Genomic DNA, 20,877 nt, shown 5'->3' on the forward strand with positions numbered 1-20,877 from the left:
CCGTCTGCCCAGAAAAGGGGGAACACCCAATGCAGAAAGATTATCTCTTCACCTCGGAATCCGTCTCCGAAGGCCATCCGGACAAGGTCTGCGACCGCGTTTCGGACGAGGTGGTCGACACCTTTTTCGGGATCGCCCTGGCCGAGGGCTGGGATCCGAGCCAGGTGCGCGTTGCCTGCGAGACGCTGGCTACCACCAACCGCGTGGTCATCGCCGGCGAGACGCGCGGGCCGAAGACCATCTCCAAGGAGCTCATCGCCCACCGCGCCCGCATGGCGATCCGCGACATCGGCTATGAACAGGACGGCTTCCACTGGGAACACGCCGATATCGAGGTGCTGCTGCATTCGCAGTCGGCGGATATCGCGCAGGGTGTCGACGCCGGCAGCGACAAGGACGAAGGCGCCGGCGACCAGGGCATCATGTTCGGCTATGCCTGCAAGGAAACGCCGGATTTGATGCCGGCGCCGATCTACTATTCGCACAAGATCCTCAAGCTGATGGCGGACGGCCGCAAGTCCGGCGAGTCCGGCATGCTCGGCCCCGACGCCAAGAGCCAGTTGACCATGCGCTATGTCGACGGCAAGCCGGTCGAGGTCACGCAGGTGGTCATCTCCACCCAGCATCTCGACGACCGCCTGACCTCGCACGACATCCGCGGCATCGTCGAGCCCTACGTGCGCGGCGCGCTGCCGGACGGCTTCCTGACCGCCAAGACCGACTGGCACATCAACCCGACGGGCAAGTTCGTGATCGGCGGGCCGGATGGCGACTGCGGGCTGACCGGCCGCAAGATCATCGTCGACACCTACGGTGGCGCGGCTCCGCACGGCGGCGGCGCCTTCTCCGGCAAGGACCCGACCAAGGTCGACCGGTCGGCGGCCTACGCGGCGCGCTACCTCGCCAAGAACGTGGTGGCGGCGGGCCTCGCCGATCGCTGCACGATCCAGCTCTCCTACGCGATCGGCGTGGCCGATCCGCTGGCGATCTATGTGGACATGCACGGGACGGGGCAGGTCGCCGAGGACAAGCTCGGCTCGGTGCTGCGCCAGGTTCTGAACCTGCGTCCGCGCGGCATCCGGGAGCACCTGAAGCTCAATCAGCCGATCTACGCGCGTACCGCCGCCTACGGCCATTTCGGCCGGCCGGCCGAGACCGACGGCGGCTTCAGCTGGGAAACGACCGATCTCGCCGACGCCATCCGCTCGGCGGCCGCGTAGGGCCATCGGCCTGGTCGAACTAAACGGGGCAGCCGCATCGGCTGCCCCTTATGTGTAATGTGAATTCAAATGGAAAAGGACAGGTGATGTCTGGCGATTATGTTGTGAAGGACCTGGGACTGGCGGACTGGGGCCGCAAGGAGATCGAGATTGCGGAGACGGAGATGCCGGGCCTGATGGCGACGCGCGAGGAGTATGATGCCTCGCAGCCGCTGAAGGGCGCGCGGATTTCCGGCGCGCTGCACATGACGATCCAGACCGCGGTGCTGATCGAGACGCTGCAGGCGCTCGGCGCGGAGGTGCGCTGGGCCTCGTGCAACATCTTCTCGACGCAGGACCACGCGGCGGCGGCGATCGCGGCCAAGAACACGCCGGTGTTCGCGGTGAAGGGCGAGAGCCTGACCGAGTACTGGGACTATATCGACCGGATCTTCCACTGGCCGGACGGCGAGGTCGCCAACATGATCCTCGACGACGGCGGCGACGCGACGCTGTACATCCTCCTCGGCGCCAAGGTGGAGGCCGACGCCTCGGCCATGCCGACGCCGACGAGCGAGGAGGAAGAGGCGCTGGTGGCGCAGCTGAAGAAGCGGCTTGCGGCGAGCCCGGGCTGGTTCGCCAAGGTGAAGGCCTCGATCAAGGGCGTCAGCGAAGAGACCACCACGGGCGTGCTGCGTCTCTACGAGATGCAGAAGAAGGGCGATCTCCCCTTCCCGGCGATCAACGTCAACGACTCGGTGACCAAGTCGAAGTTCGACAACAAGTACGGCTGCCGCGAGAGCCTGGTGGACGGCATCCGCCGGGCGACCGACGTGATGATGGCGGGCAAGGTGGCGCTGGTCGCCGGCTACGGCGACGTCGGCAAGGGCTCGGCGCAGTCGCTGCGCGGCGCCGGCGCCCGCGTGGTCGTGACCGAAATCGATCCGATCTGCGCGCTGCAGGCGGCGATGGACGGCTTCGCCGTGCAGACCATGGAAGAGGCGGCGCCCCATGCCGACATCTTCGTCACCGCCACCGGCAACAAGGACGTGCTGACGGTGGACCACATGCGGGCGATGAAGGACATGGCGATCGTCTGCAACATCGGTCACTTCGATAACGAGATCCAGGTGGCCGGCCTGAAGAACTACAAGTGGACCAACGTGAAGCCGCAGGTGGACATGATCGAGTTCCCGGACGGCAAGCGGATGATCCTGCTCTCCGAAGGCCGCCTGGTGAACCTCGGCAACGCCACCGGCCACCCCAGCTTCGTGATGAGCGCCTCGTTCACCAACCAGACGCTGGCGCAGATCGAACTGTGGACCAACGGCGCGGCCTACGAGAACAAGGTCTACGTGCTGCCCAAGCACCTGGACGAGAAGGTCGCCACGCTGCATCTGGCCAAGCTCGGCGTCAATCTCTCCACGCTGACCCCCGAGCAGGCCAGTTACATCGGCGTGTCGCAGGAAGGTCCGTTCAAGGCCGACCACTACCGATACTGAGGCCGGGCCACACATGGCTTAACGACAACGGCGGGCAAACAGCCCGCCGTTTTTGTTTGTGGTGGCGAGCGATGCACGATCGCCAGCCATGGATCGCCGCTAGTTGCCGGAGCGGAAATTGGAGAACTGCCACGGATCCTTAGGCTCGGGCGGCGCATCGATGAACGGGCGCTGATCGACCGGCGTCCAGTCGGTCCGCTCGCAGACGATGCGGCCGAGATAGGGTCGTGCCGCATCGAGCACGAAGTCGTGCGGCAGGTCCTCCGGCTCGCAGAAGCCGGCATTCGGGTTCTCGAGCGCCCATAGCGACGACGCGACCACGCCGGCCGCCACCTGCAGTGCCGTCGAATTGGAATGGGGCACGACGCGCCGCGCCTCGTGGATATCGAGCTGCGACCCGTACCAGAGCCCGTTCAGGCCATGACCGAGCAGCAGGACGCCAAGTTCGTCCTGCCCCTCGATGACGTCGCGCTTGATGACGCGCTCGGCCTCGGGTTCCTGCCAGCCGCCCATCATCGTCTCGTGCAGACTGGTGAAGGCGCCGTCGCAGGGCAGGTAGACGAAGGCGACCGTCGGCCTGTACGTCGGCTCGCCGTCGGCCTCGACCGTCAGGTAGTCGCTGATCGTCACGTTCTCGCTGTGCGGCAGGGCGAGGCCCAGGATCTGGCCGGACGTCGGCACCCAGGAGTACATCTGGAAGCGGGCCGCCGGCTGGTCGATGTAGATCGTGTTGCGGGGGCCTTCCGCGTGCTCAAGGGCGTCGTCCGGCAAGGCGCGCTCATGCGTGCCCCAGCCGAGTTCGACCGGCATCATCGCCTCTTCGACGAAGCCCGGGATGCTCCAGGTGTTGACGAACTCTCCCGGCATCTTCGGCGTGGCCGAGACCTGGGTGTCGCGCTCGGAGATATGGATCACCTTGGTGCCGGTCCGCTGGGCGAGCCGGGCCCAGTCGCACCGCGTCGACGGCGCGGCGAAATCGAGCTTCATGCCCTTGGCTATCTCGATCAGCGCCGCCTTGGCGAAATGGCTGACAAGGCCGGGATTGGCGCCATGGGTGATGATCGCCGTCGGACCATCGGCCCGCCAGGTCTTCTCCGCGTGCAGCCGGGCGCGCTGGTGCAGGGCATATTCCGTGCGCTCGCCGGCGGGCAGATCGGAGTCCTCGATGAAGCCTTCCCATGGCTCCAGCGCCGTATCGACATAGGAGACGCCATGGTGGTGGCACCAGTCGGCGACAGCGAGGGAGTCGACGCCCATGGTGAGATTGAGGAGGAGATCGCCCGGTTCCGTGGCTTCCGCGAGAACCTCCGCGAAATTCTGCGCCGAGACCGCCCGTTTCCGGTAGGTGAGGCCGCTCTCGCGAAAGGGCGACAGCATGGCCGGCGGATCGATCCGGTCGATGATCGTGAAATCGGATGCAGGCCGGTTCAATCGATCGATCAGCAACGGCAGGACGCACTGGCCGATCGTTCCGTATCCGAGAATTACGATATGTCCATTCGGCGTTGCGGCGCGGATCACGGCCTCCAGGGAAACGGGGTGGCTGGGCCTTCCTGTTAAGCAGGTCGCGACCGCCAAGGCAAATGCGGGCGAGCCCGACCACCGGGATCGGCGCTGTCCATATGGCAGAAAAACGCGGGAGAAATTGATGTTCGGGGTCCACAAAGCGGGTGCAACCGCCACCTGCCCGTGCCAATCTCCGGCCGGCCGGCAAGACGGGCGCCCACGATCCGGCCGAACGGATTTTCGATAGAGAGGTGGACATGGCGAACGAATTTCTCACCGCCGTCAAAGACCCGAAGCCCCGCACGTGAACAACCGGAATCCAGACGCGCAGTGGCGCTGCCGCGTGCCGCGGGGTGCCCGATGAAAGCGATTTCCGCCCGGGCGGCATTTCCCGTTATCCTTTGCCTGACGCTGCTCGTGGGAGCGTGCGCCGGGCCCGTCGGTTTCGGCGGCGTCAGCCCCGTTGCGGTCGATACGCGGGCCGCCGCCGCATCCACCACCGCCTTTCGGACGGCACAGGGACGCGGCCCGGTTACCGCCAACAGCCGCCTCAACGCCATCGCCGAGCGGCAGGCAATGGCCATGGCGCGACGCGGACGGCTCGGCCACGACCTGATCGGCCCGCTGCACAAGCGGCTCAAAGGGGCGGGTTACGTCTGGCTCGTCGCCGTCGAGAATGTCAGCGCCGGCTACGACGACTTCGACGCGGCGCTGGCGGGCTGGCAGACGTCGACCGGCCATCGGTCGAACCTGCTCGAGCCGCAGGCAACCGAGATCGGAGTCGGCGCGGCGCGGGCGGATGACAAGTACGGGACCTATTGGGCGCTGATCCTGGCGGCCCCCGACCCGGACCGGGACAGGTGAAGACGGGATGTTCGGGCCGGTGATGGGCGGCGCGGGTTACGCGAAGGAGCGGTGATGAGCGATCCGCACGATTTGTTCGAGGCCGCGAAGGCGGCGATGGCGAAGGCCTACGCGCCGCATTCGAACTTTCCCGTCGGCGCGGCGCTTCGGTCGGCCGGCGGCGCGATCTATTCGGGCTGCAATGTCGAGAACGCCTCGTATCCGGAAGGCTGGTGCGCCGAGACATCGGCGATCGCGCAGATGGTGGGCGCGGGCGAGCGCGCTATCATCGAGGTGGCCGTCGTCGCCGAGAAGATGGCATGCATCCCGCCCTGCGGCGGCTGCCGGCAACGTATCCGGGAATTCGGCACAGCCGAAACCCGCATTCATCTGTGCAATGCCTCGGGCGTGGTGGAAACGGTAACGCTCGGCGCCTTATTGCCGCGTGCCTACGGACCGGAGGGACGATGAAGGACACGACGACATCGCTGATCGCCGAAAAGGCACGGCACCAGCCGACAATCGGAATCGTGCTCGGCTCGGGGCTCGGGGGGGTGGTCGCGTCGCTCGCCGATGCCGCCTCGATCCCCTACTCGGAGCTGCCGGGTTTCCCGGAGCCGACGGTTTCGGGCCATTCCGGCGCGCTCGTCATCGGCACGCTCGCCGGCAGACCCGTCGCCATCCTGTCCGGTCGCGCCCACTATTACGAGGAGGGCCGTGCCGATGCGATGCGGTTTCCGCTCGAGATGCTGCAGGCGATCGGGGTCGAGACGCTGATCCTCACCAATTCCGCCGGCAGCCTCGATCCGAAGGCACCGCCCGGCTCGGTGATGATGATCACCGACCACATCAATCTCGCCGGCGCCAATCCGCTGATCGGCGAGCCGACAGACGACCGCTTCGTCGGCATGACGACGGCCTACGACGCCGACCTTCGCGCCGCCGCCGGGCGGGCGGCCGAGGCGGAAGGCATCGACCTCGCCTCCGGCGTCTATGCCTGGTTCTCGGGCCCGACCTTCGAGACACCGGCGGAGATCCGCATGGCGCGCGTGCTCGGCGCCGACGCCGTCGGCATGTCGACGGTGCCGGAGGTAATCCTCGCCCGTTTCCTGAAGATGCGGGTGCTCGCCTTCTCGGTCATCACCAACATGGCCGCCGGCATCACCGGCGCCGAACTGTCGCACGAAGAGACGAAGGCGATGGCACCCGAAGGCGGGGATAAACTCGCGCGGCTGCTGACCCGCCTTGTTGGGGAGATCGGATGAGCATCGTCGACCGCAGGGCGGTGGCGATGCGCGCCCTCGCCTGTCTCGATCTCACCAATCTCGATGCGACCTGCACGCCCGCGGACGTCGCGGCCTTGTGTGCGCGCGCGACGACCGCGCACGGTCCCGTGGCGGCAATTTGCATCTGGCCACGCTTCGTCGCCCAGGCACGGCCCCTGCTCGCCGGGACGCCGGTGCGGATCGCGACCGTCGTGAACTTCCCCGATGGGGAGTCCGCTTTCGACGCAATCCTCGACGAGACGAACCGGGCGATGGTCGACGGCGCCGACGAGATCGACATGGTGATCGCGTATCGCCGCATCGCGACAGACCCGGCCGAAGCAGAGGCGCAGGTCGCGGGGGTGCGCGCGGCGACAGGGGGCGCGACACGGGGCGCGACGCTGAAGGTCATCCTCGAAACCGGCGAACTGAAGGATCCGGCGCTGATACGTTCGGCGTCCGAAATCGCCATCCGCGCCGGCGCCGACTTCATCAAGACCTCGACCGGCAAGGTGACGGTCAACGCCACGCCGGAGGCCGCCCGCATCATGCTGTCGGTGATCGCCGAGACCGGCGGAACGGTGGGCTTCAAGGCGGCCGGCGGCATCCGCACGCTCGACGACGCGGCCATCTATCTCGGCCTCGCCGACGAGATCCTCGGGCCGGACTGGGCAAGGCCGGAGACCTTCCGCTTCGGCGCCTCGGGGCTGCTCGACGCCCTGTTGGCCGAACTCGACGGACGCACGGCGGCTGCGAAGTCGGGACCGGGGACGGGATACTAGCCAGCCATGCTTCTGCCGCAGGAAATCATCCGCAGGAAACGCGACGGCGAGACGCTTTCGGCCGAGGAGATCTCGTTCTTCATCCAGGGCCTGACGGACGGGTCGATCAGCGAGGGCCAGGTGGCGGCGTTGGCGATGGCGATCTTCTTCCGCGATCTCGACACGGCCGAACGCGTGGCGCTGACGCTGTCGATGCGCGATTCCGGCTCGGTGCTCGACTGGCCCCGAACGGGCGGGACGGCCGACGGCGGCCCGGTGCTCGACAAGCATTCGACCGGCGGCGTCGGCGATACCGTCTCGCTGATGCTCGCCCCGATCGTCGCGGCCTGCGGGGCGCGCGTGCCGATGATCTCCGGGCGCAGCCTGGGCCATACCGGCGGCACGCTCGACAAGCTCGATTCGATTCCCGGCTACCGGAGCCAGCCCGATCTCGACACGTTTCGCCGGGTGATCGCCGACGTCGGGTGCGCCATCATCGGCCAGACCGCCGATCTGGCACCGGCCGACCGGAGGCTCTACGCGATCCGCGACGTGACCGCGACGGTCGAATCGATCGCGCTGATCACCGCCTCGATCCTGTCGAAGAAGCTCGCCGCCGGGCTCCACGGACTGGTACTCGACGTCAAGCTCGGGTCCGGCGCCTTCATGGAAGACTACGAAGCGGCACGGGCGCTCGCGGTCAGTCTCGTCTCGGTCGCCAACGGCGCCGGGCTGAGGACGACGGCCCTTTTGACCGACATGCACGAGCCGCTCGCCTCGGCCGCTGGCAACGCGGTCGAGGTGGCCAACGCCGTGCAATTCCTGACCGGCGAGAGACGCGACGGACGGCTGGAGCGCGTGACGCTGTCGCTCGCCGGCGAGATGCTGCGCCTGGGCGGCCTGGCGGACTCCGCGGAGGCCGGCCTCGAGATGGCGAGGAATGCCCTGGACAGAGGACAGGCAGCGGAAACCTTCGCGCGGATGGTCGCCGCCCTCGGCGGCCCCGCCGATCTCGTCGAGCGGCCCTGGGTCCACCTGCCCGAGGCACCGATCCGGCGCGCGGTGTTCGCGAGGAAAGCTGGCCATGTCGCGGCAATCGATACGCGCGGCGTCGGTGTCACCGTGGTCTCGCTCGGCGGTGGGCGGCGGCGCGCGGACGATGTGATCGATCCCGCGGTCGGGTTCACGCAGCTTGCCGGGCTCGGTGACGAGGTCGGTCCCGACCGTCCGCTCGGCATCGTTCACGCCGGTGACGAGGCGGCTGCCGAGCGTGGGGCGGAGGCCCTGCGAGGCGCCTATACGATCGGCGACGCGCCGGAGCCACGGCCGGTCGTGTGCGCGCGCATCGACGAGACGGCACGATGAAACGGGCGCTGATCCTGGTGATGGATTCCGTCGGTATCGGCGGCGCGGACGATGCCGCCGCCTTCGGCGACGAGGGCGCCGACACGCTCGGCCATATCGCCGAAGCCTGCGCGGCCGGGCGCGCCGACGTGCCCGGCGGCCGGTCCGGGGCGCTGCACATCCCCAACATGAACGCGCTCGGCCTCGGCCGCGCGGCGGAAGCGGCGACCGGGCGCCATCCTTCCGGTCTGGCGCGTATCGATCGGCCGTCGGCGGTCTGGACCTATGCCGGCGAGATATCGAAGGGCAAGGACACCCAGTCCGGCCACTGGGAGATCGCCGGGCTGCCGGTGCCGTTCGCCTGGCACTATTTCCCGACGACCGTGCCGGCGTTTCCGAAGTCGCTCACCGACGCCATGATCACGCAGGCCGGTCTCCCCGGCCTGCTCGGCAACAAGCATGCCTCCGGCACCGAGATCATCGCGGAACTCGGCGAGGCGCACATGCGCACGGGCAAGCCGATCTGCTACACCTCGGCCGATTCCGTGCTGCAGATCGCCGCGCACGAGGAGACCTTCGGCCTCGACCGGCTCTACGACCTCTGCGCGATCACGCGCAGGCTGTGCGATCCGCTGCGCGTCGGTCGCGTGATCGCCCGGCCTTTTCTCGGCGACAGCGCGGAGACCTTCGTGCGCACGCCCCATCGCCGCGACTACGCCCTGCCCCCGCCGGCGCCGACGCTGCTCGATGCGGTCGAGGCCTCCGGGCACGACGTCTACGCGGTCGGCAAGATCTCCGACATCTTCGTCGGCCGGGGCGCAACGCAGGTGCTGAAGGCGCCGGACAACGCCAGCCAGTTCGAGCGGACGCTGGAGGCCGCGCGGGCGGCGCAGGACGGCGATCTCGTCTTCACCAACTTCATCGATTTCGACCAGCTCTACGGCCATCGCCGCGACGTCGCCGGCTACGCGGCCTGCCTCGAACGGTTCGATGCGCGGCTGCCGGAGCTGACGGCCCTTCTGCGGCCCGGCGATCTCGTCGTCCTGACCGCCGACCACGGCAACGACCCGACCTTCGCCGGCACCGACCATACCCGCGAACGGATCCCGGTTCTGGCTTTCGGCCCCGGCATCGACGGCCGGCCCGCGCGGCCGCTGGCGAGCTTCGCCGACATCGGACAGACGGTCGCCGCGCATCTCGGGCTGCCGCCCCTCCGGCACGGCACGACCTTCCTCTAACCAGGACGGAGGCGACAATGAGCGACGGACATGAAGGCGGATGCGTCTGCGGCGCCGTGCGGTACCGGACGACAGGGGCACCGAAGCGGATAAGCGTCTGCTCCTGCCACTGGTGCCAGAAACGGACCGGCAGCGTTCTCGGCCTATCCGTTTATTTCGACGCCGCCGACGTCGCGTTCCTCAAAGGCGAGACACGGCCCTACCGGCTGACATCGGATGCCGGCCGCTGGATAGAGACCCGTTTCTGCCCGACCTGCGGCACGACGCTCGGCTGGACGCTGGAGTTCCTGCCGGGCTTGCAGGGGATCGCCGGCGGGACCTTCGACGGCTCCGCGCCGTGGCATCCGCAACGCTATGTCTTCGCCCGCAACCGGCCCGACTGGCTGTGCCTGGCAGACGACATCGCCCCTTACGAGGGCATGCCGGGCTAGCTGACCGGCGCCACGCGTTGCCCCCCAGCGTCACCACTCGGCGTCATCACTCGGCGTCGCCGCGCGCCTTCCGCGCCGCGTCGACCTCGGCCTCGTCCCAGTATCCGATCAGGATATTGGCATCGAGTTCGGTGTCGTAGGCCGCGGCGATCTGATCGTCTGACATCGTGATGCGATTCGCCGGATTGCGCGCCCAGGCGAACATCAGGCCCAGGAGCCGGGCCTGCTCTGCCTCGCAGGCCGGATCGTCGCCGAGATCGACGAACTCGTCGGGATCGCTTTCAAGGTCGTAGAGCATCGGCCGCATGCCCTCGACATGGACGAGCTTCCAGCGTCCGTCGAAGACCATGGTCATGCGGCAATCGGGAACCGGCACGTCGTGATCGACCCGGGCACGGCGCTGCGAATAATCGTACTCGCTGATGACCGCGCGCCGCGTCCAGTCACGCGATCCGGACAGCAGCGGCAGCAGCGACCGCCCCTCCAGTATATGCGGCTTCGGCTTGCCGCCGAAGGCGTCGACAAAGGTCGGCGCCAGATCGATCGCCTCGACCATGGCGTCGGTCACGGTCCCGCGCGTGGCGTCGGCGTCGCGGGACGGATCGACGACGATCAGCGGGATCTTCACCGAAACCTCGTGGAACAGCTCCTTCTCGCCGAGCCAGTGGTCGCCGAGATAGTCGCCGTGGTCCGAGGTGAAGACGATCATGGTGGAGTCGGCCAACCCTTCCTCTTCAAGGAAAGCGGCTAGCCGCCCGACGTGATCGTCGATCTGCCTGATGAGCCCCATGTAGGCGTGGATCACCCGCTCGCGCACGCCGGGCCGGGCGAACACCCTGGAGACGCGTTCCGCCATGTAGCTCGCGTAGAGGGGATGCGGGTTCTCCTTCTCGCGACCGGAGCGGACGACCGGGACCACCTGGTTCGCCCCGTACATATCGTGGTAGGGCGCCGGCACGATGTAGGGCCAGTGCGGCTTGATATAGGAGAGATGGGCGCACCACGGCCGTCCGTCGGCCTTGGCCTCGCGGATGAAGTCCATCGCGCGATTGGTCATGTAGGCGGTCTCGGAATGCTCTTCCGGCACGCGGGCCGGCTTGTCGGCGTGCGCCAAAAGCCAGCCGGACAGGATCTTGCCGTCGTCACCCCGTGCCGAATTCGCCCATTGCTCCCACGGGTTGGACCCGCCGAATCCCCGGTCGCGCAGATAGTCGTCATAGGCCGGGTCCGGCGCGTAGGGACCATCGGGATGCAGGCCGTCGTCGCGCTCATAGGGCTCGAAGCCGCACTGGGCGACATGCACGCCGATGATTGACTCCGGATCGATGCCGAGCCGCGCCATGCCTTCGGTGTCGGCGCGCATGTGCGTCTTGCCGATCAGCGCGGTGCGCACGCCGATCTCCGACAGGTGGTCGCCGAGCGTCGGTTCGCCGACCCGCAGCGGCACGCCGTTCCAGGTCGACCCGTGCGAGCGCACGTATCGGCCGGTGTAGAAGCTCATGCGCGACGGCCCGCAGATCGGCGACTGCACATAGGCCCGGCTGAACCGCACGCCCCGATTGGCCAGCGCATCGATGTTCGGCGTCTGAAGGTAGGGATGCCCGGCGCAGCTCAGATAGTCGAACCGGAGCTGGTCGCACATGATCCAGAGGATGTTCCTGACGCGCATCCGGACCGTCGCGGCGTCAATGCGCCTCGTCCCAGTTGTCGGCGGCGCGGGCGTCGACCTGAAGCGGGACCTTCAGCGAAACGGCCGGCAGCGGCGCCTCCTGCATCACCCTGACGATGACCGGGATCGCGTCGTCGACCGTGTCCTCGGGCACCTCGAAGATCAGTTCGTCGTGCACCTGCAGCAGCATATCCGCCTTCACCCTGGCTTTGCGCAGCTCATCCTCCATGCGGATCATGGCGCGGCGGATGATGTCGGCGGCGGAGCCCTGAATCGGGGCGTTGATCGCCGCCCGCTCCATGAAGGCGCGTTCGGAGGGATGGCCCTTGGTGATGTTGGGATAGTTGCAGCGCCGCCCGAAGATCGTGGAGACGTAGCCGTGCGCGCGGGCGAACGCCTTGGTGTCCTCCATGTAGTCGCGGATGCCGGGGAAACGCTCGAAGTAGCGCTTGATGTAGTCGGCCGCTTCCTGGCGCGGGATCGACAGCTGGTTGGCGAGCCCGAAGGCGGAGATGCCGTAGATGATGCCGAAGTTGATCGCCTTGGCGCGGCGGCGGATCATCGGGTCCATGCCCTTCACCGGCACGCCGAACATCTCCGAGGCGGTCATCGCATGAATGTCGAGCCCGTCGTCGAATGCCTGCTTGAGCTGCGGCGTATCGGCGATGTGGGCCAGCACGCGCAGCTCGATCTGGCTGTAGTCGGCCGAGACGAGCTTCATTCCCTTTTCGGCGACAAAGGCCTTGCGGATGCGACGACCCTCCTCGGTGCGGACCGGGATGTTCTGCAGGTTCGGTTCGGACGAAGACAGCCGTCCCGTCGTCGTCGCGGCAAGCGCGTAGGACGTATGGACACGCCCGGTCTCTGGATTGACGTAGCCGGGCAGCGCATCGGTATAGGTCGAGCGGAGCTTCGAAAGCTGCCGCCATTCGAGGACCTTGCTGGGCAGCTCGTGACCTTCGGCGGCAAGATCCTCGAGCACGCTCGCCCCGGTGGTCCAGGCGCCGGTCTTGGTCTTCTTGGCGCCGGGCAGCCCCATCTTGCCGAACAGGATGTCGCCGAGCTGCTTCGGCGAACCGACATTGAAGGACTCGCCGGCGAGATCGTGGATCTCGGCTTCGAGCGCGGCGGCGGACTGGGCGAAATCGCCCGACAGGCGCGACAGCATCGCCCGGTCGATGGTGATGCCGCGCCGCTCCATGCGGGCGAGCACCGGCACCATCGGCCGTTCCAGCGTCTCGTAGACGGTGGCCATGTGCTCAGCGGCCAGACGGGGTTTCAGGACCTGCCAAATCCGGTAGGTCACGTCGGCGTCCTCGCCGGCATATTCGGTGGCGCGGTCGATCGGAACGAGGTCGAAGGTCACCTTGTTGCGCCCGGAGCCGGCGACATCGGCGTATTTGATCGGCTCGTGGTCGAGCCAGCGCCGCGACAGCTCGTCCATGCCGTTGCCGCCACGCCCGGCATCAAGGGCGTAGGACAGCAGCATGGTGTCGTCGAAGGGGGCGACGTCGATGCCGTGGCGGATGAAGATCAGCCAATCGTATTTGAGGTTCTGGGCAATCTTCAGCGTACCCGGGTCCTCCAGCACCCCCTTGAGACGCTCGAGCGCCTCCGACATCTCGATCTGCTCGGGCCGGTCATCGCCGAAATCGAGGCCTTCGGTGGCGTGATGGCCAAGCGGGATGTAGCAGGCCCGCCCCGGGCCGGTGGCAAGCGAGACGCCGACAAGCTCCGCCTGCATGGCATCGAGCGAGGTGGTCTCCGTGTCGACCGCCACGACGCCCGCCGTCATCGCCTCGGCGATCCAGGCGTCGAGCACGTCCAGCGTCGTCACCATTTCATAGGCGGAGGAGTCGATCGGGACGGACCTGGCGGCCGCCGCGCCGGCCTCGACCGCGGCCAACGGCGATCCCGGACCGCCCGCCGGTTTGTCGGCAGCCTTGGATTGGTTTTCCGTCTTGTCCGCGGCCTTCTTTTTTGCCGGTCTGTCGGCCTTCGGCTCGCCACCCTCGCCGCCTTCTGGCGGCCAGTACTTGAACGGCACGTCCGCCGGCTCGACCTTGGCCGCGTCGACGCCGGTCGCGTCGGCGACGCGCTTGGTGATGGTGGTGAACTCCATCCCCTTGCAGAAGGCGATGAGGCGTTCCGGCTCCGGCGCGCGCACGCCGAGTTCGCCGAGATCCGTCTCCACCGGCACGTCGGACTTCAGCTCGGCGAGCCTGCGTGAGACGCGGGCGTTGTCGGCATGCTCGATCAGGCTCTGGCGCCGTTTCGGCTGCTTGATCTCCTCGGCGCGTTGCAGGAGCGATTCGAGGTCGCCGTATTCGAGAATGAGCTGGGCGGCGGTCTTCACGCCGATGCCGGGCACGCCCGGAATGTTGTCGACCGAATCGCCGGCGAGCGCCTGCACGTCGACGACATGTTCGGGACCGACGCCGAATTTCTCCTCGACCTCGGCGGGCCCGATGCGGCGATCCTTCATCGGGTCCATCATCTCGATGTGGTCGCCGACGACCTGCATCAGATCCTTGTCGGAGGCGACGATCGTCACGGTGGCGCCGTTGCCGGCGGCCTGCCTCGCGTAGGTCGCGATCAGGTCGTCGGCCTCATAGCCCTCCAGCTCGATCCCGGGCACGTTGAAGGCCTTCACCGCCTCGCGGATGAGGCCGAACTGCGGGCGCAGATCCTCCGGCGGCTCCGGGCGGTGCGCCTTGTACTGATCGTAGATCTCGTTGCGGAAGGTTTTCGCCGAATAGTCGAAAATCACGGCGAGATGTGTCGGCTTGTCGGCATCGCCATTGTCCTCGGCGTCGCGCAACAGCTTCCACAGCATCTGACAGAAACCGTGCACCGCGCCGATCGGCAGCCCGTCCGATTTGCGCGTCAGGGGCGGCAGCGCGTGATAGGCGCGGAAGATGTAGGACGAGCCGTCGACCAGATAGAGATGGTCGCCGGATTTGACGGGGTGATTTTCGGTTTTCGGCATGGCCGGGACTATGCCCCGGCCGGTGCCGCTTGGCGACCCTTTTTAAGGGGAGGGCAGCACCGCGAACCTACTCGGCGGCGTGTGCCAGGCGCCGTGCCGGTTCGTAACGCGCCCAGGCCGGACGCTCGAACAGAAAACCGAGCCAGGTGCCGCGCACGATCCAGAACATCACGAGCGGGCCGACGATGGCGGCGCTGGTGACGATCAGCGAGATCGTGCCGATATCGGGCACGATGCCGAACTTGAGCAGCAGGATGCGCGAGACGGCCATCGGCAGGAAGAACGCGAGATAGATGACGATGGAGTTCTCGCCGCAATAGCGCAGCGGCGCGGCGACCGGCGACGCCACCGGCGATGCGGCCAGCAACGCCGACACGGACACGACCGCCATGGCGCCGAGCACGGCGAGCCCGAGACTGACGAACCGCGCGTCGGCGATGCCGGCTTCGACCAGGCTGCCGTTCAGGAGCACCCAAAGGATCAGCCCGCCGAGCGCCACCTGCCGCATCTCCTGAACCTTCGCGGCGAAAGCGAAGATGGCCGGGGCGAGCGCGTAGCCCGCATAGAAGAACACGAAACGGCTGGCGAATTCGTCGACGATCACCGAGCCGGTGTGAACCTGGGCGATCTGAAGCGCCGCGCCGGCCACCAGGACGATCGCCGGATGGACCGGGCGCAACAGCTTGGTGACGACGAAGAAAACCGGCAGGAGATAGATGAACCACAGCGTTCCGTAAGGCTGTATCAGGCCGAACAGGAAGTCGCGCGGGATCGCGGCGAACCCGTCGCCGGCCAGACCGGTCTTGAGCACCGTCTGGATGCCCATCCACAGGATGTAGAAGTAGACGAAGTGCAGGACCTTGCGGTCGAGGTATTCCCCCCACGGCCGATCGATGCGACGTGCGAGGAACAGGCCGGCGATCAGAAAGAAATCGGGCATCCGGAACGGCTTGGCGAACTCGACGAGCGGATTCAGCCACCCCTCGACACCGGCCGCCTTCTCAACACCCAGCGTCGAGTGCATCATCACGACCATGATGATGCAGAATCCTTTGGCGATATCGACCCAATCGATCCGACCAGGCACGGCGGGGGATGTATTCGGCACGCTACTGCTCCGTTCTGGTACAACGCACGACGGAAATCGTCTCTTCGCCCTGTTCGCAGCACGATCCATGCCGCGCGCCCAGGGGTTGGGCCATGCGATGGCGCATAAGGAACATCTGGTAAAGTTCCGTTACGTTGGGGTTTCCGACCCGTCATCGGCGTCGCAATTCACGCCGTTCCAGCCCTAAAGTCAGACAGGGTCTGGTCAATTCCGCCGCGAAACCGCATATTCCGAATATCGAGAACGGGCCCACGCGGGACGAGGCCTTGCCGACATGTCTACTCCAAGATTGCTGATTCTGTTTGGTTTGCCGCTCCTGATCGTGATCGCCGGGGCGGTGATTTTCGTTGTTCCGCACATGCAGACGCCGCCGCCGGATCCAACGGCTTCCATCGAACAGCTGATTTCCACCGGAAGCTGCACGGAATGCGACCTGCGGGCGGCCCATCTGCGCGACATCGACCGGGCCGACATGAATCTGTCGGGCGCGATCCTGCGCAATGCCGACATGAAGTACGCGCGCATGCCCAATACCAATTTCACCGGCGCCGACATGCAGCGCGCCGAGATGGAAGAATCCGACCTGTCCGGTTCCACCTTCGCGAGCGCCAAGCTGCGCAATGCCGACATGGAGAAGGGCAAGGCCCCGGGTGGGAATTTCTCCAACGCGGATCTGCGCAACGCGGACTTCGACGAAACCGAACTGACCGACGCCAATTTCGCCGGCGCCGACATGCGCGACATAACGATGAAACGCGCCGTCATGCCACGCGCCGTGTTCGAGAAGGCGCAGCTCAACGACGCCAATCTGGAGCGCACCGATATTCAGGGCGCCGACTTTTCGGGGGCCAGCCTGAACAGCTCCGACCTTGACCGGACCCAGGCCGTCAACGCCTCCTTCATCGACGCCGACCTGAGCGGCGCACGCATGTCGCACGGCGATTTCTCGGGCGCCCAGTTCAAGGGAGCGAAGATGGACAGGGCCACGCTACAGCGCTCGCGCCTGTCCGGCGCCGATTTGACCGGCGCCTCCGGTCTCACCCAGGATATGCTGGCGACGGCCTGTGGCGACGCGGCCACGAAACTGCCCGGCGGACTGACCCTTAACAACTGCCATTAGGCGACGGCCGGCCTATTCGTTGGTCACCATCACCCAGCCCTGGGCAACGTCATTATCGTCCAGCGGGGCGTCGCCGAGGTTCTGCACGCAAAACCCGATCCGGTAGGGGCCGGGCGGGACCTGGACGCTGCCGCTCGCCGAATAGACCTGTCGCTCCGCGGTGAAGGTCACGAGCAGGAAATCGCCGCCGTTGACATCCCGCACGGACCCGCCGGGCAGGGACTGATAGCAAAGCCCGACCCGGCCGGCGGTCAACTTGCCACCGGTGAGCCCCAGGGCGGCCTGGGCGCCGCCCAGGATCCGCTGCCCTTCCATGACCGTAAGCTCGACGGTGGCGCCGGCGAAGACCGGCGGTTCGGACTGACCGCCAGCAATCGGGCCGATCTTGCCGCTGAAGCCGTATGTGCCCGCGATGCCGGAGGCGCCGCGAGGACCGGGCTCGCCGGCAGCCCCCCTCGCGCCAGACCGGCCTTTCCGCCCGCGCGGCCCGCAATATTGTACGACCGCCCTCGCCCGCCTGTTGCCGGCCCTCAGCTTCACGATGCAGTCGCCCGGCAGATAGACATGGGCAAACTCGAAATACTGACGGTCGTCCGAGCGTGTCCGGTACCTGCCGTCGAGACGGACGGGCTGACCCGGTTCGGGGGTCACGCCCCTGACGATCAGCTTGCCCCCGGCGATCGCCGCGTCGAGAACAATGAGCTTGCTCGCGGTCGCCGCCGCCCCGATTCGCTCCTCGTCCAGCGGGGGAAGCGAATTGGCGGGTGCCGCCCGGTCCTGCGCCCGTCCCGCATCGACGGCCGAAACGCCCAGCACGGCCAACAAGGCAGCCGCGGCAAGCACAGGTTTCCGGCGGGCCGGATTTGCCTCGCCCGGATTTGCCCCGCTTTTCATTCGACTCCTCTTGCCCGGTTCTCCGGAGCCCACGGATCGCCCCCTCATCAACTGACGGAGACGCTCCCCAGATATCCCGATTGTCAGTCCGGCGGTCGCGAAAAGCCAGAGGGCGCCGACACAGCGGATGAAGACATCCGCGCGGCCGCGGCCTTTATAATGCGTTAACCAGAATTACAGCCTATTATTCGCCAACACGCAGTCTCGGCGACCACGAATCCAGCGGATCGGAAGGCCGGGAGTGCGGCGGAACCAGAATTCGAGCGCGCCGCGATGGCGGTGACATGGACAAAGCTTGTGCTAGGGTTCCGCTCGGCGAATCAGACCCGGGAGATCCAGAATGCAATTGCGTAGAGTTTTGATTGTTTCGTCGCTTCTGGCATCGCTTCCGGCACTGGCGGCGTGCAGCACCGCCGGCGGCAACAATAGCGCCGGTTTGTACTATCCCCCGCCGGTCAACTACAACCCGAAGGCCGGCCTTCTGCCGATGCTCAACGAGCCCTTCGATACGAGCGTTCCGTCCTCGCCGCCGTTCCGGCCGTAGGTCGACAGCGGCCCCATCGGACGCCGATAGACGGGCCGGGTGCGGAAGAGACCCCGCGCGGATTATCGGCGCGCCGTGCGACTCGTGATCCGGGTCCTGTCCGAGGGTGCCGACGATCCCGCGGGCGGCACCGATCCTCAAAGATCCAGTGCCCCGGACCTGCCGTGTCCGACGCGGCGGTACCCCCTCCCCTCGAGGCTTGCCGCCACGAACGGAAGCTGGCCGAGCCAGTACCGATCATCGACCTGAACGGGTCACGCAGGAATATTTTCCGAAGGGAAAATTTGTCACAATAATTTTCCGATGATAGATTCGGTGGCCTCGCCCGAGGAGACCGCCGATGGCCATACCGAAAACGAGCACTGCCCCGGCCGCGACAATGCCAGACAGTGGCGCCGACGAGGCATTCGGCACGCAGTTGAGACGTTTGCGGCATAGCACCGGGCGGACGCTGAAAGAGGTGGCCGAGACGGCCGGCCTGGCGGTCTCGACGGTTTCCAAGATCGAAACCGGCCGCATGTCGCCGACCTACGACGTGCTGTTGAAGCTTGCCCATGGCCTCAATACCGACCTGACCACGCTGTTCAACGGACCGAAGCCGGCAACGACGTCGGTGCGCACGGGGCGCCTTGACGTCACTCGTGCGACCGGACGCAAGCACCATCCGACCGGCTCCTATGTCTATGAGCCGCTGGCAACCGGCCTGACGCTCAAGCAGATGGACCCGACCGTCATCACCGTGAAGGCGCGCGCGATCGACGAATTCGACGGGCTGATCCGCCATCGAGGCGACGAGTTCGTCTTCGTCCTGTCGGGCGCGGTCGAGCTGCATTCGGAGTTCTATGCGCCGCTGCGGCTGGATGCCGGCGACAGCGCCTATTACGACGCCAGCATGGGACACGCGTATATTTCGGTGAGCGAAGAGGACGCGACGATCCTCAACATCGCCGCCGGCATGAACACGGGCGCCGTGAACCGGGCCGGGCCAGGCAGGGGGTAGGCATGCTTTCGACCTCTGAGTGGGAAAGCCTCGACGCCGTCGGCCTGTCCGAGCTGATCGCCGCCGGGCACATGCACCCCCGGGAGGTGGTCGAAACCGCGATCGCCCGCATCGAGGCTCTCAATCCGGTGCTCAACGCCGTCATCTACAAACGCTACGACGCCGCGCTCGACGATCTGGAGACGCACGGCCGGCCCGGACCGTTCCACGGCGTGCCCTATCTGATCAAGGACCTGCACGCGCCGGTGAAAGGCATGCCGCTGACCAATGGCAGCCGGCTATTCCAGGGCATGGTCTTCGACTCCGATTCGGCGCTCGTCGCGCGCCTGCGCGCCGCCGGTTTCGTCTTTCTCGGGCGCACCAACTCGCCCGAATTCGGCCTAAGCGCGTCGACCGAACCGCGCGCCTACGGCCCGACCCGGAACCCTTGGAACCGCGAACACAGCGCCGGCGGTTCGAGCGGCGGCGCCGGCGCGGCGGTGGCAAGCGGCATGCTGCCGGCGGCGCACGCCACGGACTCGGCCGGCTCGATCCGCATCCCCGCCTCCGCCAACGGTCTCGTCGGGCTGAAGCCGACGCGCGGGCTCAATCCCTACGGCCCCCATCGCGGCGACGGCAATCACGGCATCAGCCACGAGCACGCGGTCTCGCGCACGGTGCGCGACTGCGCCGCGATCCTCGACGTCACCGCCGGACCGGATGTCGGCGCGCCGTTCTTCTCGCCGCGTCCGCAGAAACCGTTCCGCGCGCTGATCAACGAGGCGCCGAGGGCGCTGCGCATCGGTGTCCTGGCGACCCGGTTCGACGGCGCCCCCGTCGACCCCGAATGCGCCAAGGCAGTGGACGACGCGGCCAGCACGCTCGCCGAGCTGCGCCACACTGTCGAAGAGGCGAGGCCCGCGTTCGACCACACCGCGCTCATCGACGCGATGATGACAGTGCTGATCGGCCATCTCGCGCCGCTTGCCGATGGTTGGGCGCGGCAGCGCGGACGCCCGATCGGCGAAGACGACCTCGAGCCGATGTCGCATGCCATCATCGCCCGCAGCCGCGCGACGACGCTGCCCGACTTCATACAAGCGATGGCCGTCATGAACCGCGAGGCGCGGCGCCTCGCCGCCTTTTTCGAGACCTACGATGTGCTTGTGACGCCGACCCTGAGCGCGCCGCCACCGAAGCTCGGCGTCCACTCGACGGACGAAACCGATGTCGACCGGTATCTCGGCCAGCTGTTTGGCCTCGCCCCCTTTACCGGGCCGTTCAATGCGACGGGACAGCCGGCGATCAGCCTGCCGCTGTCCCGCAGCGAACACGGGCTGCCGATCGGCGTGCAGGTCGTCGGCCGCTACGGCGACGACGGCACGCTGCTGCAACTCGCCGCCCAGCTCGAAGCGGCGCGGCCCTGGTTCGATCTGCGGCCGGTTATCGCGGTGGAGCCGGCATGACTACCCGAAGCCTTAAACC

18 protein-coding genes are annotated in these 20,877 nt (G+C 67.0%); 13 read left to right on the forward strand and 5 right to left on the reverse strand.

All coding sequences use genetic code 11. From position 1 onward, the window contains the following. The first annotated feature begins 29 nt into the window (after positions 1 to 29). The gene (gene metK / locus ACSF9G_RS17295) at positions 30 to 1,220 is read left to right on the forward strand and encodes a methionine adenosyltransferase (protein WP_261616971.1); all 1,191 of its coding nucleotides are present in this window, start codon (positions 30 to 32) and stop codon (positions 1,218 to 1,220) included. Positions 1,221 to 1,306: 86 nt separating this feature from the next. Continuing rightward, positions 1,307 to 2,701: an adenosylhomocysteinase gene (gene ahcY, locus ACSF9G_RS17300; protein ID WP_436643368.1), complete on the forward strand. Its 1,395-nt coding sequence runs from the start codon at positions 1,307 to 1,309 to the stop codon at positions 2,699 to 2,701. A gap of 99 nt (positions 2,702 to 2,800) precedes the next feature. Here the strand turns inward: ahcY and ACSF9G_RS17305 are convergent, their stop codons facing one another. Next, positions 2,801 to 4,222 (reverse strand): saccharopine dehydrogenase NADP-binding domain-containing protein, encoded by a 1,422-nt coding sequence (locus ACSF9G_RS17305; protein WP_436643369.1) that lies wholly within the window; start codon positions 4,220 to 4,222, stop codon positions 2,801 to 2,803. Positions 4,223 to 4,567: 345 nt separating this feature from the next. On the opposite strand from ACSF9G_RS17305, the gene ACSF9G_RS17310 reads away from it, so the two are divergent. Genes ACSF9G_RS17310 through ACSF9G_RS17340 form a run of 7 tightly spaced genes read left to right on the forward strand, consistent with a single transcriptional unit; the run spans position 4,568 to position 10,089 of the window. Continuing rightward, entirely contained in the window at positions 4,568 to 5,071 is a 504-nt protein-coding gene (locus ACSF9G_RS17310; protein ID WP_436643370.1) for a CAP domain-containing protein, read from the forward strand. A 54-nt stretch (positions 5,072 to 5,125) separates the two neighbouring features. Continuing rightward, complete coding sequence (cdd, locus tag ACSF9G_RS17315) at positions 5,126 to 5,521, forward strand: cytidine deaminase (RefSeq protein ID WP_436643371.1); 396 nt, start codon at positions 5,126 to 5,128, stop codon at positions 5,519 to 5,521. Continuing rightward, positions 5,518 to 6,315, forward strand: coding sequence for a purine-nucleoside phosphorylase (locus ACSF9G_RS17320; RefSeq protein WP_436643372.1), 798 nt, complete (start codon positions 5,518 to 5,520; stop codon positions 6,313 to 6,315). The genes cdd and ACSF9G_RS17320 overlap by 4 nt, the downstream gene beginning before the upstream one ends. Beyond that, positions 6,312 to 7,097 carry a deoxyribose-phosphate aldolase gene (gene deoC, locus ACSF9G_RS17325; protein ID WP_436643373.1) on the forward strand — a complete coding sequence of 262 codons (786 nt, stop codon included), beginning with the start codon at positions 6,312 to 6,314 and terminating at the stop codon, positions 7,095 to 7,097. Before ACSF9G_RS17320 ends, deoC begins: the two co-directional genes overlap by 4 nt. A 6-nt stretch (positions 7,098 to 7,103) precedes the next feature. Then, complete coding sequence (gene deoA / locus ACSF9G_RS17330) at positions 7,104 to 8,441, forward strand: thymidine phosphorylase (protein ID WP_436643374.1); 1,338 nt, start codon at positions 7,104 to 7,106, stop codon at positions 8,439 to 8,441. Further along, positions 8,438 to 9,658, forward strand: a complete 1,221-nt coding sequence (locus ACSF9G_RS17335) for a phosphopentomutase (protein ID WP_436643375.1) — start codon at positions 8,438 to 8,440, stop codon at positions 9,656 to 9,658. The genes deoA and ACSF9G_RS17335 overlap by 4 nt, the downstream gene beginning before the upstream one ends. Before the next feature lie 17 nt (positions 9,659 to 9,675). Beyond that, positions 9,676 to 10,089 (forward strand): GFA family protein, encoded by a 414-nt coding sequence (locus tag ACSF9G_RS17340; protein ID WP_436643376.1) that lies wholly within the window; start codon positions 9,676 to 9,678, stop codon positions 10,087 to 10,089. A 46-nt stretch (positions 10,090 to 10,135) separates the two neighbouring features. Here ACSF9G_RS17340 and ACSF9G_RS17345 read toward each other — a convergent pair whose 3' ends face one another. The 3 genes from ACSF9G_RS17345 to ACSF9G_RS17355 all read right to left on the reverse strand — a co-directional run bounded on the left by ACSF9G_RS17345 (position 10,136) and on the right by ACSF9G_RS17355 (position 15,855). Continuing rightward, positions 10,136 to 11,758 carry an alkaline phosphatase family protein gene (locus ACSF9G_RS17345; RefSeq protein WP_436643377.1) on the reverse strand — a complete coding sequence of 541 codons (1,623 nt, stop codon included), beginning with the start codon at positions 11,756 to 11,758 and terminating at the stop codon, positions 10,136 to 10,138. A 16-nt stretch (positions 11,759 to 11,774) separates the two neighbouring features. Then, positions 11,775 to 14,747, reverse strand: a complete 2,973-nt coding sequence (gene polA, locus ACSF9G_RS17350) for a DNA polymerase I (protein ID WP_436643378.1) — start codon at positions 14,745 to 14,747, stop codon at positions 11,775 to 11,777. 67 nt (positions 14,748 to 14,814) lie between these two features. Beyond that, positions 14,815 to 15,855 (reverse strand): acyltransferase family protein, encoded by a 1,041-nt coding sequence (locus ACSF9G_RS17355; protein WP_436643379.1) that lies wholly within the window; start codon positions 15,853 to 15,855, stop codon positions 14,815 to 14,817. Positions 15,856 to 16,129: 274 nt separating this feature from the next. Between ACSF9G_RS17355 and ACSF9G_RS17360 the strand changes: the two genes are divergently transcribed. Further along, a complete protein-coding gene (locus tag ACSF9G_RS17360) occupies positions 16,130 to 16,975 on the forward strand; it encodes a pentapeptide repeat-containing protein (protein WP_436643380.1) in 846 nt (281 codons plus the stop codon). Between the two features lie 12 nt (positions 16,976 to 16,987). Here ACSF9G_RS17360 and ACSF9G_RS17365 read toward each other — a convergent pair whose 3' ends face one another. Beyond that, positions 16,988 to 17,869 (reverse strand): hypothetical protein, encoded by an 882-nt coding sequence (locus ACSF9G_RS17365; RefSeq protein ID WP_436643381.1) that lies wholly within the window; start codon positions 17,867 to 17,869, stop codon positions 16,988 to 16,990. A gap of 340 nt (positions 17,870 to 18,209) precedes the next feature. Between ACSF9G_RS17365 and ACSF9G_RS17370 the strand changes: the two genes are divergently transcribed. The 3 genes from ACSF9G_RS17370 (at position 18,210) to ACSF9G_RS17380 (ending at position 20,858) form a co-directional block, all read left to right on the forward strand. Then, positions 18,210 to 18,413 carry a hypothetical protein gene (locus tag ACSF9G_RS17370; protein ID WP_436643382.1) on the forward strand — a complete coding sequence of 68 codons (204 nt, stop codon included), beginning with the start codon at positions 18,210 to 18,212 and terminating at the stop codon, positions 18,411 to 18,413. 379 nt (positions 18,414 to 18,792) lie between these two features. Further along, the gene (locus ACSF9G_RS17375) at positions 18,793 to 19,413 is read left to right on the forward strand and encodes a helix-turn-helix domain-containing protein (protein ID WP_436643383.1); all 621 of its coding nucleotides are present in this window, start codon (positions 18,793 to 18,795) and stop codon (positions 19,411 to 19,413) included. 2 nt (positions 19,414 to 19,415) lie between these two features. Continuing rightward, entirely contained in the window at positions 19,416 to 20,858 is a 1,443-nt protein-coding gene (locus ACSF9G_RS17380; RefSeq protein WP_436643384.1) for an amidase, read from the forward strand. The last annotated feature ends 19 nt before the right edge of the window (positions 20,859 to 20,877 follow it).

This window comes from Microbaculum mangrovi (assembly GCF_051390635.1).
Classification (GTDB): domain Bacteria; phylum Pseudomonadota; class Alphaproteobacteria; order Rhizobiales; family Tepidamorphaceae; genus Microbaculum.

What these genes read in the sequence shown, in the direction of transcription:
- metK (WP_261616971.1), top strand. Translation starts at nt 30, where the DNA reads ATGCAGAAAGATTATCTCTTCACCTCGGAATCCGTCTCCGAAGGCCAT.
- ahcY (WP_436643368.1), top strand. Translation starts at nt 1,307, where the DNA reads ATGTCTGGCGATTATGTTGTGAAGGACCTGGGACTGGCGGACTGGGGC.
- ACSF9G_RS17310 (WP_436643370.1), top strand. Translation starts at nt 4,568, where the DNA reads ATGAAAGCGATTTCCGCCCGGGCGGCATTTCCCGTTATCCTTTGCCTG.
- cdd (WP_436643371.1), top strand. Translation starts at nt 5,126, where the DNA reads ATGAGCGATCCGCACGATTTGTTCGAGGCCGCGAAGGCGGCGATGGCG.
- ACSF9G_RS17320 (WP_436643372.1), top strand. Translation starts at nt 5,518, where the DNA reads ATGAAGGACACGACGACATCGCTGATCGCCGAAAAGGCACGGCACCAG.
- deoC (WP_436643373.1), top strand. Translation starts at nt 6,312, where the DNA reads ATGAGCATCGTCGACCGCAGGGCGGTGGCGATGCGCGCCCTCGCCTGT.
- deoA (WP_436643374.1), top strand. Translation starts at nt 7,104, where the DNA reads ATGCTTCTGCCGCAGGAAATCATCCGCAGGAAACGCGACGGCGAGACG.
- ACSF9G_RS17335 (WP_436643375.1), top strand. Translation starts at nt 8,438, where the DNA reads ATGAAACGGGCGCTGATCCTGGTGATGGATTCCGTCGGTATCGGCGGC.
- ACSF9G_RS17340 (WP_436643376.1), top strand. Translation starts at nt 9,676, where the DNA reads ATGAGCGACGGACATGAAGGCGGATGCGTCTGCGGCGCCGTGCGGTAC.
- ACSF9G_RS17345 (WP_436643377.1), bottom strand. Translation starts at nt 11,758, where the DNA reads ATGCGCGTCAGGAACATCCTCTGGATCATGTGCGACCAGCTCCGGTTC.
- polA (WP_436643378.1), bottom strand. Translation starts at nt 14,747, where the DNA reads ATGCCGAAAACCGAAAATCACCCCGTCAAATCCGGCGACCATCTCTAT.
- ACSF9G_RS17360 (WP_436643380.1), top strand. Translation starts at nt 16,130, where the DNA reads ATGTCTACTCCAAGATTGCTGATTCTGTTTGGTTTGCCGCTCCTGATC.
- ACSF9G_RS17365 (WP_436643381.1), bottom strand. Translation starts at nt 17,869, where the DNA reads ATGAAAAGCGGGGCAAATCCGGGCGAGGCAAATCCGGCCCGCCGGAAA.
- ACSF9G_RS17370 (WP_436643382.1), top strand. Translation starts at nt 18,210, where the DNA reads ATGCAATTGCGTAGAGTTTTGATTGTTTCGTCGCTTCTGGCATCGCTT.
- ACSF9G_RS17375 (WP_436643383.1), top strand. Translation starts at nt 18,793, where the DNA reads ATGCCAGACAGTGGCGCCGACGAGGCATTCGGCACGCAGTTGAGACGT.
- ACSF9G_RS17380 (WP_436643384.1), top strand. Translation starts at nt 19,416, where the DNA reads ATGCTTTCGACCTCTGAGTGGGAAAGCCTCGACGCCGTCGGCCTGTCC.